General features: G+C 63.7%; 13 protein-coding genes, 1 tRNA gene and 1 pseudogene. 3 read left to right on the plus strand and 12 right to left on the minus strand.

The window, feature by feature from the left end:
- The 3 genes and pseudogenes from pyrH to rpsB form a co-directional block, all read right to left on the minus strand.
- Positions 1–281, minus strand: a pseudogene (gene pyrH, locus RMQ73_RS04765) (UMP kinase); the annotation flags it as partial.
- Positions 282–411: 130 nt separating this feature from the next.
- Complete coding sequence (gene tsf, locus RMQ73_RS04770) at positions 412–1,338, minus strand: translation elongation factor Ts (protein WP_310496916.1); 927 nt, start codon at positions 1,336–1,338, stop codon at positions 412–414.
- Positions 1,339–1,487: 149 nt separating this feature from the next.
- Positions 1,488–2,303, minus strand: coding sequence for a 30S ribosomal protein S2 (gene rpsB / locus RMQ73_RS04775; RefSeq protein WP_310496917.1), 816 nt, complete (start codon positions 2,301–2,303; stop codon positions 1,488–1,490).
- 203 nt (positions 2,304–2,506) lie between these two features.
- On the opposite strand from rpsB, the gene RMQ73_RS04780 reads away from it, so the two are divergent.
- Positions 2,507–2,887: a VOC family protein gene (locus RMQ73_RS04780; protein ID WP_310496918.1), complete on the plus strand. Its 381-nt coding sequence runs from the start codon at positions 2,507–2,509 to the stop codon at positions 2,885–2,887.
- Here RMQ73_RS04780 and RMQ73_RS04785 read toward each other — a convergent pair.
- The 7 genes from RMQ73_RS04785 to proS all read right to left on the minus strand — a co-directional run bounded on the left by RMQ73_RS04785 (position 2,884) and on the right by proS (position 12,948).
- A complete protein-coding gene (locus tag RMQ73_RS04785; protein ID WP_310496919.1) occupies positions 2,884–4,044 on the minus strand; it encodes a PQQ-dependent sugar dehydrogenase in 1,161 nt (386 codons plus the stop codon). The genes RMQ73_RS04780 and RMQ73_RS04785 overlap by 4 nt on opposite strands.
- A gap of 69 nt (positions 4,045–4,113) precedes the next feature.
- Positions 4,114–4,434: a 2Fe-2S iron-sulfur cluster-binding protein gene (locus RMQ73_RS04790; protein WP_310496920.1), complete on the minus strand. Its 321-nt coding sequence runs from the start codon at positions 4,432–4,434 to the stop codon at positions 4,114–4,116.
- 86 nt (positions 4,435–4,520) lie between these two features.
- Positions 4,521–5,831 (minus strand): cytochrome P450, encoded by a 1,311-nt coding sequence (locus RMQ73_RS04795; protein WP_310496921.1) that lies wholly within the window; start codon positions 5,829–5,831, stop codon positions 4,521–4,523.
- A 125-nt stretch (positions 5,832–5,956) separates the two neighbouring features.
- Positions 5,957–9,457 (minus strand): DNA polymerase III subunit alpha, encoded by a 3,501-nt coding sequence (gene dnaE, locus RMQ73_RS04800; RefSeq protein WP_310496927.1) that lies wholly within the window; start codon positions 9,455–9,457, stop codon positions 5,957–5,959.
- Positions 9,458–9,723: 266 nt separating this feature from the next.
- Positions 9,724–10,401, minus strand: coding sequence for an ABC transporter ATP-binding protein (locus tag RMQ73_RS04805; RefSeq protein WP_310496922.1), 678 nt, complete (start codon positions 10,399–10,401; stop codon positions 9,724–9,726).
- A complete protein-coding gene (locus tag RMQ73_RS04810) occupies positions 10,394–11,620 on the minus strand; it encodes a lipoprotein-releasing ABC transporter permease subunit (protein WP_310496928.1) in 1,227 nt (408 codons plus the stop codon). The genes RMQ73_RS04805 and RMQ73_RS04810 overlap by 8 nt, the downstream gene beginning before the upstream one ends.
- Before the next feature lie 17 nt (positions 11,621–11,637).
- The gene (gene proS / locus RMQ73_RS04815; RefSeq protein ID WP_310496923.1) at positions 11,638–12,948 is read right to left on the minus strand and encodes a proline--tRNA ligase; all 1,311 of its coding nucleotides are present in this window, start codon (positions 12,946–12,948) and stop codon (positions 11,638–11,640) included.
- 469 nt (positions 12,949–13,417) lie between these two features.
- Here proS and RMQ73_RS04820 point away from each other — a divergent pair, with 469 nt between their 5' ends.
- Both RMQ73_RS04820 and RMQ73_RS04825 read left to right on the plus strand, forming a co-directional pair.
- On the plus strand, positions 13,418–14,200 hold the full coding sequence (locus RMQ73_RS04820; RefSeq protein ID WP_310496924.1) for an enoyl-CoA hydratase-related protein: 783 nt from the start codon (positions 13,418–13,420) through the stop codon (positions 14,198–14,200).
- Positions 14,201–14,437: 237 nt separating this feature from the next.
- Positions 14,438–15,112, plus strand: a complete 675-nt coding sequence (locus tag RMQ73_RS04825) for an MOSC domain-containing protein (protein WP_310496925.1) — start codon at positions 14,438–14,440, stop codon at positions 15,110–15,112.
- Here the strand turns inward: RMQ73_RS04825 and RMQ73_RS04830 are convergent.
- Entirely contained in the window at positions 15,075–16,040 is a 966-nt protein-coding gene (locus tag RMQ73_RS04830) for a lysylphosphatidylglycerol synthase domain-containing protein (RefSeq protein WP_310496926.1), read from the minus strand. The two genes, RMQ73_RS04825 and RMQ73_RS04830, sit on opposite strands and share 38 nt — an antisense overlap.
- An 88-nt stretch (positions 16,041–16,128) precedes the next feature.
- Positions 16,129–16,201: transfer RNA gene (locus RMQ73_RS04835), tRNA-Ile, on the minus strand.
- Positions 16,202–16,387: the final 186 nt, after the last annotated feature.

Raw genomic sequence — 16,387 nt, forward strand, 5'->3', positions numbered from 1 at the left:
CCGACATTTTCCAGCGCGTTCTGCATGGCCAGCGCGTTCATGACCGTAGCGAGCATGCCCATGTAGTCGGCAGAGCCGCGATCAAAGCCCTTGGCCGCCGCCGCCAGCCCGCGAAAGATATTGCCGCCGCCGACAACGACGCAGACCTCGACGCCGGTATCGTGCACGGTCTTAATCTCGGCGGCGATGCGCGATGCTTCTTCAGGGTCGATGCCATATTGGCCCGCGCCCATCAGCACTTCGCCGGACAGCTTCAGGAGAATGCGCTTGAAGCCGGCCATGGCGAGTGTCTCCTGCGAAGATTGCGAAGCCGTCCTAACCAGACGCAGCGCATGTGCCAAGCGGCGTGCATGTCCATAGCCCAAGAAAAAGGCGGACAGGGCCTGCGCCCCGCCCGCCCTGCAGCGCAGGTCAGAGACCGGCGGCTGCTGCGACTTCGGCTGCGAAATCCTTTTCTTCCTTTTCGATGCCTTCACCCAGCTGGATGCGCACAAAGGCCTTGACGGCGATCGGAACGCCAGCGGCCTTGGCGGCAGCGGCGACGACATCGGCGACCTTGGACTTGCCATCGGTGACCAGCACCTGAGTCATCAGGGCGTTTTCCTGGGCGAATTTGCGCACGCCGCCTTCGATCATCTTTTCGATGATTTCGGCTGGCTTGCCCGACACGGCAGCCTTTTCACGGGCGATGGCGCGCTCGCGTTCGACCAGCACCGGGTCAAGACCGGTTTCGTCCAGCGCCAGCGGGTTGGCGGCGGCGACGTGCATCGCCAGCTGCTTGCCCAGCGATTCGAGGATTTCGGCAGGTGCCGAGGATTCCAGGCCGACAAGCACGCCGATCTTGCCAAGGCCCGACGCCGCAGCGTTGTGGACATAGGAAGTCACGACGCCCTGTGTCACTTCGACGATGGCGGCGCGGCGCAGGTTCTGATGTTCACCGATGGTGGCGATGTTGTGGGTCAGCTTGTCGTGCACGCTGCCATCGCTTTCGGGATAGGAAGCAGCCAGCAATGTGGCAACATCGCTGCCCAGTTCGGCAGCCATCTGCGTGACCGTGCGGACAAAACCCTGAAAGGTTTCGTTCTTCGCAACGAAATCGGTTTCCGAATTGACTTCGACGACAGCGCCGCGCGTGCCGGCGACGGTCACGCCGATCAGGCCCTCGGCAGCAGTGCGGCCGGCCTTTTTGGCGGCAGCGGCGAGGCCCTTGGTACGCAGCCAGTCAACGGCGGCTTCGGTGTCACCGGCGGTTTCGTTCAGTGCCTTCTTGCAGTCCATCATGCCTGCGCCGGTACGGTCGCGCAGATCCTTCACCATTGCAGCGGTAATGTCGGCCATGATTGTGGCTCCCTCGTTGTGACAGGGACCGCAGTGACGCGTCCCCGTGAAAATCCTGTGACAATTTCATCAGCAGCCGGCGTCTCGCCCTTGCGGGAAGGGCCGGATGCCTTGCGACACCCGGCCCTGCTCCACTGGCTTGGCCGGATTTAGGCTTCGGGCGCGGCTTCGACCACAGCGTCCGGTGCCGCTTCGACCACGGCTTCGGCCACTGGTTCAGCAATGAATTCCACCGGCGCTTCTTCCATGGCGCCCAGATCGACACCGCGATCGGCAGCGCGGCCCTGGCGGGCATCGATGACGGTGTCGGCAATGGCGTTGACGTACAGAAGGATGGCGCGGCTCGCGTCATCATTGCCCGGAACCGGGAAGGCGATTCCGCTCGGGTCGGTGTTGGTGTCGAGAACGGCCACGACCGGGATACCCAGCACATTGGCTTCCTTGACGGCCAGTTCTTCCTTGTTGACGTCGATGATGAAGATGACTTCGGGCAGGCCGCCCATGTCACGGATGCCGCCCAGCGACGCTTCGAACTTGTCGCGCTGGCGCGTCAGCTTGAGCACTTCCTTCTTGGTCAGGCCGGCGGTGTCGCCCGAAAGCTGCTCTTCGAGCATCTTGAACTTCTTGATGGAGCCCGAGATCGTCTTCCAGTTGGTGAGCATGCCGCCCAGCCAGCGATGGTTGACATAATGCTGGCCGCAGCGGCGCGCGGCTTCGGCGATCGGGTCCTGCGCCTGGCGCTTGGTGCCGACGAACAGCACCTTGCCGCCATGCTGCACCGAGGCGCGCACGAAATCGAGGGCGCGCGCGAACAGCGGCACGGTCTGCGAAAGATCGATGATGTGGACGCCGTTGCGATCACCAAAGATGTAAGGCTTCATCTTCGGGTTCCCGCGGTGGGTCTGGTGGCCGAAATGGGCGCCTGCTTCAAGCAGCGGCGCCATGGAAACGACGGGAGTCGCCATAATTTTCTCTCCTCTATCCGGTTTGACCGCTGCAGGGGATGTTCGGATTTTACGCCGACACCGGATGGGTTGCCCCTGCATGGGGTTTCCGGCGTCATTGCCGGAAGCGGGGCCATAGCGGCGGGGGCGGCGCCGGTCAAGCAGTGCGATTGTCCCGAGAGGGCGCCAATGCTAAATTCCTGGACCGCTCAGGAGTACGGTCAATGTCATCACTCGCCGCCGCCCGGCCCGTCACCTTTATCATGACCGGCGATGCCGCCGCTTCACGCAGCTTTTACCAAGGCGTGCTGGGGCTCCCGCTCGGCCCACAAGATGCATTCGCAACCGTATATGATCTCGGCAACACGACGCTGCGCGTGACTGAAATCCCGGATTTCAAGACGGGCGCCCACCCGGCGCTCGGTTGGCATGTCGATGATATCAACGCCACAGTCACCAGCCTTGGGAGCAAGGGCGTCAACTTCACCATTTACCCCGGCTATAACCAGGACGAACTCGGCATCTGGACGGCGCCCGATGGCAGGGCAAAAGTCGCCTGGTTCAACGACCCCGATGGCAATGTGCTCAGCCTGACCCAAAGCTAACGCGGCACAACCCGAAGCAATTTGCCATTCTCGGCATCGGTCAGCAGGTAGAGCGCGCCGTCCGGCCCCTGTATCACATCGCGGATGCGTTCCTTGCGGTCCGCCAACAGGCGTTCCTCGCCAACGACCTTGTCGCCCTTGAGCACCAGCCGCACCAATCCCATCGATCGCATGCCGCCGATGAAGATGTTGCCTTTGAATTCAGGCGCGCCCTTGCCGCTGTGGAACACCATGCCGGACGGTGCGATGACCGGGTCCCAATAATAGGCCGGCTGTTCCATGCCCGGCGCCTGCGTCATGCCGCCGCCGATGACCTTGCCGCTGTATTCCTCGCCATAGGTGATTGTCGGCCAGCCATAATCCTTGCCGCGCGCAATCAGGTTGAGCTCGTCGCCGCCCTGCGGGCCGTGTTCGACCTCCCACAGCCGGCCACGGGAATCGAGCGCGGCGCCTTGCACGTTGCGGTTGCCATAGGTCCAGATTTCGGGACGCGCGCCGGCCTTTGCAGTGAACGGATTGTCCTTTGGCACGCTGCCGTCGCGGCCTATCCGGACAATTTTTCCGAAATGGCTGCCAAGATCCTGCGCCTGCATGCGCCCCGCCATGATCGAGCGCTCACCCAGCGTGATGAACAAGGTGCCGTCACGTGCAAACACCAGCCGGCCACCATAATGCTGAACGGAATCCAGTGTGGGCAACATGCGGAAAATCACCTGCACATCGCGCATTTCGCTGCCGGTCAGGTGCCCGCGTGCCACGGCGGTGCCGTTGCCGCCTTCCCGCGGTTCAGCATAGCTCCAATACACCCAGCCATCACCGGGCACACCAACGCCAAGCATGCCGCCCTGTCCGCGCGCATCGGTGGCCGGCGTACCGGTGACGGGGGTTTTCGTGCCGTCGGCGGCAACGATGGTCAGCCGGCCGGCGGCCTTTTCACTGACCAGGAAGCGGCCATCGGCCATGACGGCAACGCCCCAGGGCTTGTTCAGGCCGGACGCAATTTCGGTGACGACGAGCGGTGTTTTCGACACCACCGCGTCAATGCGGGTCTGGCCCGCAAACGCCGGCGACTTTTCCGGCACGTTGGGCGGACCCTGGGTGACGGGCGCGGCAAAGGCCGGAGCGGAGAGGAGCAGGCTGAGAAGGAAAATGCGCATAGCGCAGGCAATAGCGCATGCCGGCGCGGCGGGCCAGAGGGGACCAGCGCCCGCGCTGCCCGGCTGCGACTAGTGCTGCGTTTCCGGCATGTTGATGACCAGCCCGTCCAGATCTGCCGAGGCAATGATCTGGCAGGCCAACCGGCTGTTAGGCATCATGGAATCGGCCAGTTCGAGCATGGCGTCCTCGGTGTCCGTGCGGGTGCCGGTCTTGCCTTCCCATTCGGCCGGGACATAGCAATGGCAGGTGGCGCAGGCAGCATTGCCGCCGCAATCTCCGTCGATACCCGGCACATTGTTCTGCACCGCGCCTTCCATTAGGTTTTCACCAACGGGCACGTCCACGACATGGGCGGTGCCGCCGAATTCGACATAGGTGATCTTGACCATTTTTTCGTCCGGACTTGAGGGGAACAGGGGCCACACGGCGGGCGCGGGGCGGCCAGCACATGCCGGCCGCCCCGGATCTTGCCCGTTCAGGCAGGAATGCGAACCATCAGCTTTTTATAGCCGCGCACAAAGGCGCTGGGCACGCGCTCCGGCTCCTCGACGACTTCGATATTGTCGAATCGCAGCAGGATTTCTTCCCAGAGGATCTTGAGTTGCAGTTCGGCCAAGCGGTTGCCAACGCAGCGGTGGATGCCAAAGCCGAACGACATGTGCTGGCGGGCGCGGGCGCGGTCGATCAGGAACGCATCGGGGTTTTCGATGGCCCGTTCGTCGCGGTTGGCCGAAATATACCACATCACGACCTTGTCGCCCTTGTGAATATGTTGCCCGCCCAGGATCGTGTCCTCCAGCGCAGTGCGGCGCATGTGCGCCAGCGGCGTCTGAAAGCGGATGATCTCGCTGACCATGTTTTCAACCAAACCATGGTTGGCGCGCAGCTTGGCGTATTCGCCGGGGTTCTTGTTGAGGAAATGCACGCCGCCGGTGATGGAATTGCGCGTGGTGTCGTTGCCGCCGACGATCAGCAGCACGAGATTGCCCATGAATTCCATCGGCGGCATGTCGCGGGTCGCGGGGTTGTGCGCCAGCATCGACACGAGGTCGTTGCCCGGTTCTGAATTGACGCGCTCGTTCCAGAGCAGGCTGAATTCCTGGAGCATGCCAAGCAGGATGCCCTGCCGCTCTTCCTTGGAAGGGCTGCCGGGCAATTCCGGATCCGACGTGGAGACATCGGACCAATAGGTCAGCTTGCGGCGATGTTCCTGCGGGAAATCGAACAATGTCGCTAGCATGCGGCTGGTGAGTTCGATGGAGACACGGTCCACCCAGTCGAATACTTCGCCGCGCGGCAGGCCATCGAGCACTTCTTGGGTGCGTTCACGGATCAAGGCTTCGAAGCCGGCGAGATTCTGGCCGGAGACGATGGGGTTCACGGCCTTGCGCTGCACATCATGCTTTGGCGGGTCCATCGCGATGAACATCGGCATGATGAAATCGGGGTCCATGTCGAACAGCGTGATGCCGCCAAGATGCGCATCGGACGAATAGACATGGTGGTTGGTGTCCACCGCCATGATGTCGGCCCAGCGCGTCACGCTCCAGAAGCCGCGATGACGCTCGGCGTTGACGGCGTTGAAATGCACGGGCGCTTCGTCGCGCAGGCGCTTGAGGAAAACACCCTCGACATCATTTTCCCACCACAGCGGGTGCGCGATATCCACCTCGTCCAGCGGGGCGGTTTCGAGATAGCGGATCAGCGTTTCGCGGTCATGGTTGGCGACCGGCGGCTCGCGGCGCGGCGGGAACGGATACACGCTGCTGGGCAGGGTGTTTTTCAACTGGGTGGCCAATGCACGTCTCCCGAATGGACATGGCCCATGACCGGCCATGTGTCTCCCCTGAATGCGTAGATACACTACGCACAAACCGAGCACTACTCATATTTTGTTGAAATCGCGGCCGATCAGCCGACCAGCGCCAGCCGTGGCGGATCAAGCACTTCGCTTGTCACCCGCTGCGCGCCGAACAGTTGCACCAGCCGTGCGTGAAGATCGGCATCGAGCAGCCATCGCCGCCCCAGTGTCAGCCGCGCCGGGCCAGCCGCTGTTTCGATATCGGCCACCAGCTCGCCCCTGCCCTTTCCGTTGGCTTCGCCGACCGAGCCGGCCAGCAGCAACGCCTCGGCAACGCTGGCGACACGCACCACGAGGCGGGCGCGCGCCCGCCTTGCCAGATCGGCGAGCGGCGTTGCGCCGCGAATAGTGATGCGCGGCGCATCCTCGCCCTCGCGCCACATCAGTTCGGCCTGGAGCAGCACGGCAGGCGCATCGCGGACCAGCGATTCCAGCCGGGTCTGGGTCTCCTCGTCGAAACAGCTGGCGACATATTGCCCGGAACGGTCCGACATGCTGAGCAACTGATACCGGCGGCCCGAACCATTTTGCGGCGTGCGCCAGCGCAGTTCCTCGATCAGCCCGGCCATGACGACGCCCATGCGGCCACCGCCGGCCGGTGCCGGAATATCGGCGATTTCCGCAAATGTCCGCGCACCGTTGGAATCGAGCACCGCACGCCAAGCATCGGCGGGATGGCCGGAGAAATAGAAACCGAACGCCTCTTTTTCCTGCGCCATGGTTTCATCGACTGTCCAGCTGGTGTTCGGCACCAGCAGCGCCAGCCCGCCCAGCGCATCATCGCCATTGGCATCGCCGAACAATGCCACCTGCGCCGATTCGCGTGCCGCAGCGGCGGACTGGGCGCTGCCCAATATCGCTTCGGCCAGCATGTGGACGCCGGCGCGGTTCGGCTCGATCCCGGCGAAGGCGCCGGCGGCAATCAGGCTTTCGAGCTGACGCTTGTTCAACTGGCGCGGGTCGCAGCGCCGGGCAAAATCCTGCAAGCTAGTGTAACCCTCGCCGCGCGCCGCCACGAGGCTTTCCATCGCCTTGCCGCCAACGCCCTTGAGCCCGGCCAGCGCATAGCGCACGGCGTCGCCTTCGACGGTGAAATCGGCACTGGAGCGGTTGATGCACGGGGGCAGCAGCGGCTGGCCGGCGCGGCGGGCATCGTCGACAAAGGCCGCCAACCGGTCGGTGTTGTCGATGTCATAGGCCATCGACGCGGCATAGAATTCGGCGCGGTGATGGGTCTTGAGCCAGGCGGTGTGATAGCTGAGCACGGCATAAGCGGCGGCATGGCTCTTGTTAAAGCCATAGTTGGCAAACTTGAGAATCAATTCGAAGATTGCATCAGACGTTTTTGGATCGATTTGATTCTTGGCAGCACCTTCGGCAAAGCGCGCCTTTTGCGCCACCATTTCGGCATGGATTTTCTTGCCCATGGCGCGGCGCAGCAAATCGGCCTCGCCAAGGCTGTAGCCGGCCAGCTCACGCGCCAGGCTCATGACCTGTTCCTGATAGACGATGATCCCGTATGTCTCGCGCAGGATCGGCTCCATGGCGGGATGCAGCAGCTCGACCTTCTCGCGGCCCTGCTTGCGGGCGGCAAAGCTGGGAATATTGTCCATCGGGCCGGGGCGATACAGGGCGCCCAGCGCGACGATATCGCCGAAACAATCGGGGCGGACCTGCGACAGCGCCCGGCGCATGCCTTCGGATTCGAACTGGAATACACCCACTGTGTCGCCGCCGGCCAGCAGCTTGTATACCGCCGGGTCGTCCATCGGCAACGTCGGCCAATCGATGATGACCTCGCGCGCTGCCAGCAGCTTGGTGGCGCGGTCGAGCACCGACAGGGTCTTCAGGCCAAGAAAGTCGAATTTGACCAGCCCGGCCTTTTCCACCGCCTTCATTTCGAACTGTGTGACCTGCATGTCCGAACGCGGGTCGCGATACAGCGGCACCAGCTCGCGTAGCGGCCGATCACCGATCACGACACCTGCGGCATGAGTTGAGGAATGCCTTGGAAGCCCCTCAAGCAACAGCGCAATTTCAATGAGGCGCGCAACCTTGGGGTCGCGTTCCTTTTCCGCGATGAACGCCGCTTCTCCGTGGTAGCGCTTGCCGTCCTTGTCCTTGCCGATGCCAAGCGTGCGCGCCAGCGTCCATGGGTCGGTGGGATGGCTGGGCACCAGTTTCGACAGGCGATCGGTCTGGCCATAGGGCATCTGCAGCACGCGGCCGACGTCCTTGAGCACGGCGCGAGCCTTCATCTTGCCGAAGGTGATGATCTGCGCGACCTGGCCGGCGCCGTAACGCTCCTGCACATAGCGGATGACTTCAACGCGGCGGGTTTCGCAGAAATCGATATCGAAATCGGGCATCGACACGCGGTCGGGGTTCAAGAAGCGTTCGAACAGCAGCCCATGTTCGAGCGGATCGAGATCGGTGATGGTCAGCGACCAGGCCACCACCGAGCCAGCGCCGGAGCCGCGGCCCGGCCCGACCGGGATGCCCTGCGCCTTGGCCCACACGATGAAGTCGGCAACGATCAGGAAATAGGCGGAAAAGCCCATCGACTGGATGACCGACAATTCGAACGCCAGCCGGTCTTGATAGGGCTTTGCGGCGTCACCCGATTTGCCCAGCACGGCCAGCCGCTTTTCCAGCCCCGCGCCAGCCGCCGCTGTCATCGCCTCGTCCTCTCCGCCTTGCGACAGGCGCGGCAGGATAGGCTTGCGTGACGGCGCCATGGTGGCACACCGCTGGGCAATGACGACGGTATTGGCCAGCGCTTCGGGCAGGTCGGCAAACATCTCGCGCATCATCTTGGCGGTTTTCAGCCAATGTTCGGGGTTGGAGCGCCGGCGATCATCGGCATCGACATAGGTCGAATCGGCGATGCACAGCAGCGCGTCATGGGCGGCGTGCATGCGCGGCTCGAGAAATTTCACCGGCGCAGTGGCGACGATCGGCCAGTGGCGCGTTTCCGCCAGCCGCAGCAGGCCGGCTTCGCTGCGCTGCTCGATGGAGTCGGCGGAGCGCGCGATTTCGACATAGAGACGGCCTTCGAACAGCCGCCCCAGCGCATCGGCATAGGCTTCGATGTCCTGGCCCTCGGCGAGCAACCGCGCCAGCGCGCCATCTGCGCCGCCGGTCAGGCAGATCAGGCCATCGGTGCGCCCATCAAGGCTTTCCAGCTTGAGGTGCGGTTCATGATTGGCATCGACGCCCAGATGCGCCTCGCTGACCAGATGGATGAGGTTGGTATATCCAGCGGTGTTCTGCGCAAACAGCACCAGCCAGTCCTGCACGGGGCGCGTGGTGATGCTCCGCGAGCCAGGCCGTTCGATGGCGACCATGGCGCCGATGATCGGCTGCACGCCGGAATCCTTGGCGGCGGCGGAGAAATCCATGGCGGCAAACATGTTGCCCCGGTCCGCAAGGCCAGCGGCCGGAAAGCCCGCCTTGCGGCAGGCGCTGGCCAGCGTTTCGGGCTGGATGGCGCCCTCCAGCATCGAATAGGCCGAGTGGAGGCGCAAGGGAACAAAGCCGGCGTGAGGCATGACCACGATATTGGGGCCGGGCGACGCCAAACGGAACCCCCGCAGTTGCAGTTATCCACTTAGAAATAGCAGACGGGCAAATTGCCGCCGGGCAGGCAATGAAATGGCGCGGACGCCCGTTTCGGGACGCCCGCGCCAGCCGTTGCACGGACCTTCCCCCCGAAAGGCCGTGCCGGCGCAAGGGCGGCATGGGCGCAAAACCGCCGCACACCCCGCAATCAGCAGATTGAATGTCAATTCATTCCCGTCAAGAGGGCAATTGCAGGTCAGCCTGCGATTCGCCCCTCGTGCAGGGTCACCACCCGGTCCATCGCCGCTGCCAGCGCGACATTATGGGTTGCGACGAGCGCCGCCGACCCCTGCCCGCGCACCAGCGCCAGGAACTGCGCCAACACCTTGGCTGCCGTGGCTTCGTCGAGATTACCGGTGGGTTCGTCCGCCAACACAAGCACCGGGCGATTCGCCAGCGCCCGCGCCACCGCAACCCGCTGCTGTTCGCCGCCCGACAGTTGCGACGGGCGATGCGTCAGGCGTTCGCCAAGCCCCAGCGAGTTGAGCAATTCGGCGGCACGAGCACGGGCATCGGCGGTGGATCGCCCAGCGACCATGCCGGGCAACTGGACATTTTCCAGCGCCGAGAAGTCCGGCATCAGGTGGTGGAACTGATAGACAAAGCCCAGCCGGTCGCGGCGCACGCGCGTGCGGCCGGCATTGTCCAGCGCCTCGACCCGTTCGCCGGCGATGCTGATCTGGCCGTCAAAGCCGCCTTCAAGCAATCCGGCGGCTTGCAGCAGGGTCGATTTGCCCGACCCCGATGGCCCGAGCAGCGCAACGATTTCACCGGGCGCGACATCCAGGTCGATACCGCGCAGCACGTCGATGCGGGCGCCGCCCTGTTCGAAGCTGCGGCGCAGGCCGGCGATTTTCAGAACCGGCTCATTCATAGCGCAGCACCTGCACAGGGTCGGTGCTCGCCGCCTTCCACGCCGGATACAGCGTGGCCAGAAAGCTGAGCAACAGCGACAGCGCCATGATGCCGGCGACTTCGAGCGGATCGGTGCGCGACGGCAATTCGGTCAGATAGCGCACCGACGGGTCCCAGAGATTGGCGCCGGTCATGCGGCTGACGCCGGCGACGATGCTTTCGCGAAAATTGAGCAACATCAGGCCCAGCCCGCAGCCAAGCAGCGCGCCCAGCCCGCCGATGGTGACGCCGACCATGACGAACACCCGCATCAATGCGGCGCGGCTGGCGCCCATGGTCCGCAGAATCGCGATATCGCGGGTCTTGGCGCGCACCAGCATGATCAGCGACGACAGGATGTTGAACACGGCCACCAGGATGATGATAGACAGCACCCAGAACATCACCGTGCGCTCGATGACCAGCGCCGAAAACAGCGCGGCATTAGTGGTCTGCCAGCCGTTGACCACGGCCTTGCCGGCGACCTTGGGCACTATAGGCGCGAGAATGTCGGAGACGCGGTCGGGATCGTTGGTGGTGACCTCTACCATGCCGACGGCATCGTCCAGCCGCAGCAAGGTCTGCGCGTCCGCCATCGGCATGACCACGAACGCCTTGTCATATTCATAGACGCCAACCTCGAACACGGCGACGATGCGATAGGCGACGATGCGGGGCACGGTGCCGAACGGCGATGATTGCCCGGCGGGGTTGATCAGCGAAATCTGCTCGCCCACCCGCGCGCCAAGCTGTTCGGCCAGCCGCGCGCCGATGGCCACAGTATTGCCGCCCGGCACCAGCCCATCAAGGCTGCCGGCAACGACATTGTTCGCGATAACGCCGGTGGCGCGGATATCGGGAACGGTCATGCCGCGCACGATGACGCCTTCGACGCGGCCGCCAAAGCTGCCCATCAGCGGCTGTTCGATGAGCGGTATGGCTTCGGTGACACCCGGCAATTTGCGGACCTGGGTGACGATGTCCTGCCAATTGTCGATGCGTCCGCCATAGCCCTGAATGACGGCATGGCCATTGAGGCCCAAAATGCGGTCGAACAGTTCGGCGCGAAAGCCGTTCATCACGCTCATGACCGCGATCAGCGCGGCCACGCCAAGCGCCACAGCAACAAGGCTGATCGACGCGACGAGGAAGATGAACCCCTCGCCCCGGCCCGGCAGCAGATAGCGCCGGGCGATCATGCGCTCGTAGGAGGTGATCACACCAGCCGCGCCGCCGCTTCGGCAAGCGGCACTTCGATGCGGTCACCGCCTCGGCGTTTCAGTTCCGCGACGCCGTCGGCCACGCCCTTGGGGCCGATGACCAGTTGCCATGGCAGGCCGATCAGGTCGGCGGTGGCGAATTTGGCGCCGCCGCGTTCGTCACGGTCGTCATAAAGCACTTCGACGCCCTTGGCGGTCAGTTCGGCATAGAGCGTTTCGGCCGCTGCCTTGCAGGCCGCGTCATCGACGCGCAGGTTGATCAGCGCGACCTTGAACGGCGCCACGGCTTCGGGCCAGACAATGCCGTCCTTGTCGTGGCACGCCTCGATGATGGCGCCGACAAGGCGGGACACGCCGATGCCATAGCTGCCCATGTGCGGGGTGATGGCCGCACCGTCCGGCCCTTGAACAGTCACGCCCATTGCCTTGGTGTATTTCTCGCCGAAGTAGAACACCTGGCCAACTTCGATGCCCTTGGACTGTTTGAGCGAGGGCGCGCAGGCGGCTTCGGCTGCCATGTCACGCTTTTCGTCGGTGGCGGCGTAATCGGCGTTGAGGCCATCGATGAAGGCTTCGAGCGCGCCGGCATCATCAGCATCGACATGGGCGGTATCGCGGCCCTTTTCCCAATTTTCATGGTAGAACACATCGCTCTCGCCCGTGGGTGCCAGGACGATGAATTCATGGGACAAATCGCCGCCAATCGGCCCGGTGTCGGCGCGCATCGGAATGGCATGAATGCCCATGCGCGCAAAGGTGCGCAGATAGGCGATGAACATGCGATTATAGCTGTGGCAGGCGCCGGCATAATCGACATCGAAGCTGTAGGCGTCCTTCATCAGGAACTCGCGGCCGCGCAGCACGCCGAAACGCGGGCGCACTTCGTCGCGGAACTTCCACTGGATCTGGTAGATGTTGCGCGGCAGGTCGCGGTAGCTTTTGGCGCCGTTCTGGAAAATCTGGGTGAACAGTTCTTCGGCGGTCGGGCTGAACAGCATCTCGCGGTCGTGACGGTCGGTGATGCGCAGCATTTTGGGGCCATAGGCATCATAGCGGCCGGACTGGCGCCACAGATCGGCGGACTGGATGGTCGGCATCAGCACTTCGATGGCGCCGGCGCGGTCCTGTTCCTCGCGGACGATGTTTTCGATCTTGGCCAGCACGCGCTTGCCGAGCGGCAGCCAGGCATAGATGCCGGCAGCGGTCTGGCGGATCATGCCGGCACGCAGCATCAACTGGTGCGACACGACCTGGGCATCGCCCGGCGTTTCCTTGAGAACGGGCAGAAAATAGCGGGAGAGGCGCATGACGGCTTTCGAATTGGAAAATACGGATAGCGGCTCATAGGCGAAGGCGCCGCACTTGTCATGGTGGTTACAGGGAGCGCCGGCTCGTTGCAGGGAGTGCCGGGCGTCTCAGTGTTGCAAACCTGTCACATCCGCGCGCGATGTTATGGCGCAGTCCATCGCCCGACTGACAGCGGCGGAAAATTGGCGTATTCAACGCTGGAATTTCTGGAACGGCACAGATCGCGCCAGGGTTCAGGGAGGGACGACGAATTTCTGGTCCAGCGCCTTTGCAGGCGCGCCCCGGTCAGCCGCTTGGGGGCATTCGGCTGATCGGGAGGGGGATCAAAGTTTTCAGTCTCGTCACGGGAACGCCCGGCTGTCTTTGGCGGCCGGGCGTTTTCGCGTTTTGACCCCTTCATTTCGCGTGTCGCGGCCAGGCCGGTCGCTGTGCCATGATGGGGCGTCAACGCAAGGGAAAGGCGCCGTCATGGCCCATGAATTCGCCACCGTCGTCCGGGACGACCATGTCCTGACTGTCACCATCAACCGGCCGGAGCGAATGAACGCACTGCACCCACCGGCCAACGCCGAGCTGGCGGAGATATTCGACGGTTTTGCCGCCGATCCCGATTTGTGGGTGGCAATCATTACCGGTGCCGGCGAGCGCGCATTTTCAGCCGGCAATGACTTGCGCTGGCAGGCCGAGGGCAACGCCATCACGGTGCCGGCAACGGGATTTGCCGGGCTGACCAGCCGCTGGGACTGTGACAAGCCGGTGATCGCGGCCGTGAACGGCGTGGCCATGGGCGGCGGCTTCGAGGTGGCGCTGGCCGCGGATATCATCCTGGCAGCGGACACCGCGACATTCGCCCTGCCCGAACCGAAAGTCGGGCTGGCGGCGCTGGCCGGCGGCCTGCACCGGCTGCCGCGTGCCATCGGCGTGTCGCGCGCCATGGCGATGATCCTGACCGCGCGCACCGTGTCGGCGGCCGAGGGCAAGGCGCTTGGCTTTGTCCATGATGTCGTGCCGGCGGCCGATCTGATGGCGGCAGCACAGGCGCTGGCGGCACAGATGTGCGCCTTGTCGCCGCTGTCGCTGCGAGCGTCCAAACAGGCGCTGCTGGCGGGATTGTCCGAGGCGTCAGTGCAAGCGGCGTATGAGAATCAGGGCAAATACCCCGCCGTCGGCGCGCTGTTCCGCAGCGAGGACCTGCGCGAAGGGCCGCTGGCGTTTGCGCAAAAGCGCAAGCCGGAGTGGAAGGGGCGTTAATCACCGCCGTGCACATGGGCAGGGCGCAAGAAAGGCCGCCGGAGCGTTCCGACGGCCTTTCACATTGCCGGTTATACGACCGGAGGTGGCGTTCCAATCAGAGCGCCGCGATTCCCACCGCGACCACCAACGCACCGGACCGTAGGTTAAGACAATGAGACATCCGATCACCTCCTTTCAAGTTGTTGTACAAGACATGTAATGTCCGACGGAAATCGTGTTGAGGCAAGCGTCAAAATGATCGCAGATGGCCGTATTCTCGCCGTCCACACCGGCCGCATCGAACGGCTGGCGAACGCCGGGCGCGGCGGCGAAGGGCTGTCCACCGCCTATCGCAAGACGCCCGAAAATGGCCCGGTACAGGTCGGCCCGCTTGGCATCACAACCGATGTGCAAGCCAATCGCAAGGTGCACGGCGGACCGGAAAAGGCGGTCTATGGCTATCCGATATCGGGCTATGCCGGCTGGCGCGCCGAATTTGCGGACATTGCGGATCGTTTCGTGCCCGGCGCCATGGGCGAAAACCTCGTTATCGCCGGCCAGGACGAAGCGAGCCTGTGCATCGGCGATATCATCCGCAGCGGCAGTGTCACGTTGCAGATCGCCCAGATCCGGGAGCCTTGCAGCACCTTTGCCGCTATCATCGGCACCAGCCGGGTGGTCAAGGCCATGACCCGTTCGGGTCGCTGCGGCTGGTATTACCGCGTGCTCGAAGCCGGGATGCTGGCGCCGGGCGACAGCCATGACGTGATTGAACGGCCCAACCCCGATTGGCCGATCTGCCGTTTCACACCGATTGCTGCGGGCCGTGCCGGCCGCACCGACGAACTGGAAGCACTCAGCACCCTGCCCGGCCTGACGCTGGCCTGGCAGGTCAGGATGGCGCAGGCCCTGGCAACGCAGCGCGCCTGAACGCCAGCCATTCCATCAACGCAATGACCATGATGCCCAGCACGAACGGAATGAAGGTATAAAGCAGCCGGAACAGCGCGACGGCGGCCAGCACCGCCGCCTTGTCGACGCCAGGCATCAGCGCGACGATGACCAGTTCGAACACGCCCAGACCGCCCGGCGCATGGCTCATGGCGCCGCTGACCATCGCGACGGCATAAATCGCGAGGAATGTGAAGTAATTGGGAACACCCGGCAAATCGGGCATGAGCAGATAAAGCGCACCGCCGGCAAAGGCGAGATCGACAGTGCCGATCAGGATCTGCATCAGGGTTTCGCGGCCATCTGGGATAGTGAAGCGGTAGCGCAAAAGCCGGAATTCCCGCCGCCACAGGCTGGCCAGCACGAAATAGGCAAAGACACCGAGCAGCATCAGCGCACCGGTGAGATGTTCGAACCCCGCCGGCACGAACTGGCGCAGCGGTGCCGAAAGGTCGGGCGCCGCCAGCAGGCCGATGCCGGCGACAAAGACAATGCCGAGCCAGAAAGTCCAGCCACACAGCAGGATGATCATGGCGATATCGGCGGGCTTCACCCCTTCGCGCGTGTAGATGCGATAACGGACGGTGCCGCCGGTCAGGATGGTGACGCCCAGCGTATGGCTCATGGTGAAGCTGGCAAAGCTGGCGCCGAACAAGGTCGGCCAGGCGATGCGATAACCGAGATGGCGGGTGGCCAGCCAGTCATAGCCGACCAGCACCACATAGGATGCCGCAACGGAAAGCGCGCCAAAAACGATGATGTGCGCCGGTGTGGCCTGCACCTCGGCGATGACATCGGCCATCGTGACCTGCCCGGAAATCTTTTTCAGGCCCCATAGCGCTAGCGCCAGCACAATAAGACCAAGCGCAGCGCCCGCCCAGCTTTTCCAGTTGGCGCGCGGCCGCATGGGCTCTCCGGCCCGGTCCGGGTCCGCTTCGGTCGCTCGGGCGGGAGGAAGACTGTTCAGAAACTAGCCTTTACGAACACGATGCCGGTGGGCCCGGAGGGATTCGAACCCCCGACCTAGCCGTTATGAGCGGCCAGCTCTAACCGCTGAGCTACAGGCCCCAACCGACATGAGGCGCGTTAGCCCAACTTTGCAAAGATAGGAACCCTCTTGGCGCACGTCCAGACACCCGCGACAATCGTGCTGCTGTTCTGGACAACAAAAAAAGGGCCGGACCCGAAGGCCCGGCCCAGAAATTTGATCCGTGGGTGGGTGGCTGCTCGGGGGGGGAGAGAGAGCCAGGCGAC

It is taken from the genome of Sandarakinorhabdus sp., from assembly GCF_031430775.1.
In the GTDB taxonomy this organism is placed as follows: domain Bacteria; phylum Pseudomonadota; class Alphaproteobacteria; order Sphingomonadales; family Sphingomonadaceae; genus Sandarakinorhabdus.

Excerpts from the sequence above, each read along its gene's own strand:
- RMQ73_RS04830 (WP_310496926.1), bottom strand. The coding sequence starts at position 16,040 with ATGCGGCCGCGCGCCAACTGGAAAAGCTGGGCGGGCGCTGCGCTTGGT.
- RMQ73_RS04780 (WP_310496918.1), top strand. The coding sequence starts at position 2,507 with ATGTCATCACTCGCCGCCGCCCGGCCCGTCACCTTTATCATGACCGGC.
- RMQ73_RS04820 (WP_310496924.1), top strand. The coding sequence starts at position 13,418 with ATGGCCCATGAATTCGCCACCGTCGTCCGGGACGACCATGTCCTGACT.
- RMQ73_RS04790 (WP_310496920.1), bottom strand. The coding sequence starts at position 4,434 with ATGGTCAAGATCACCTATGTCGAATTCGGCGGCACCGCCCATGTCGTG.
- RMQ73_RS04810 (WP_310496928.1), bottom strand. The coding sequence starts at position 11,620 with ATGATCGCCCGGCGCTATCTGCTGCCGGGCCGGGGCGAGGGGTTCATC.
- dnaE (WP_310496927.1), bottom strand. The coding sequence starts at position 9,457 with ATGCCTCACGCCGGCTTTGTTCCCTTGCGCCTCCACTCGGCCTATTCG.
- RMQ73_RS04805 (WP_310496922.1), bottom strand. The coding sequence starts at position 10,401 with ATGAATGAGCCGGTTCTGAAAATCGCCGGCCTGCGCCGCAGCTTCGAA.
- RMQ73_RS04825 (WP_310496925.1), top strand. The coding sequence starts at position 14,438 with ATGATCGCAGATGGCCGTATTCTCGCCGTCCACACCGGCCGCATCGAA.
- proS (WP_310496923.1), bottom strand. The coding sequence starts at position 12,948 with ATGCGCCTCTCCCGCTATTTTCTGCCCGTTCTCAAGGAAACGCCGGGC.
- rpsB (WP_310496917.1), bottom strand. The coding sequence starts at position 2,303 with ATGGCGACTCCCGTCGTTTCCATGGCGCCGCTGCTTGAAGCAGGCGCC.
- tsf (WP_310496916.1), bottom strand. The coding sequence starts at position 1,338 with ATGGCCGACATTACCGCTGCAATGGTGAAGGATCTGCGCGACCGTACC.
- RMQ73_RS04785 (WP_310496919.1), bottom strand. The coding sequence starts at position 4,044 with ATGCGCATTTTCCTTCTCAGCCTGCTCCTCTCCGCTCCGGCCTTTGCC.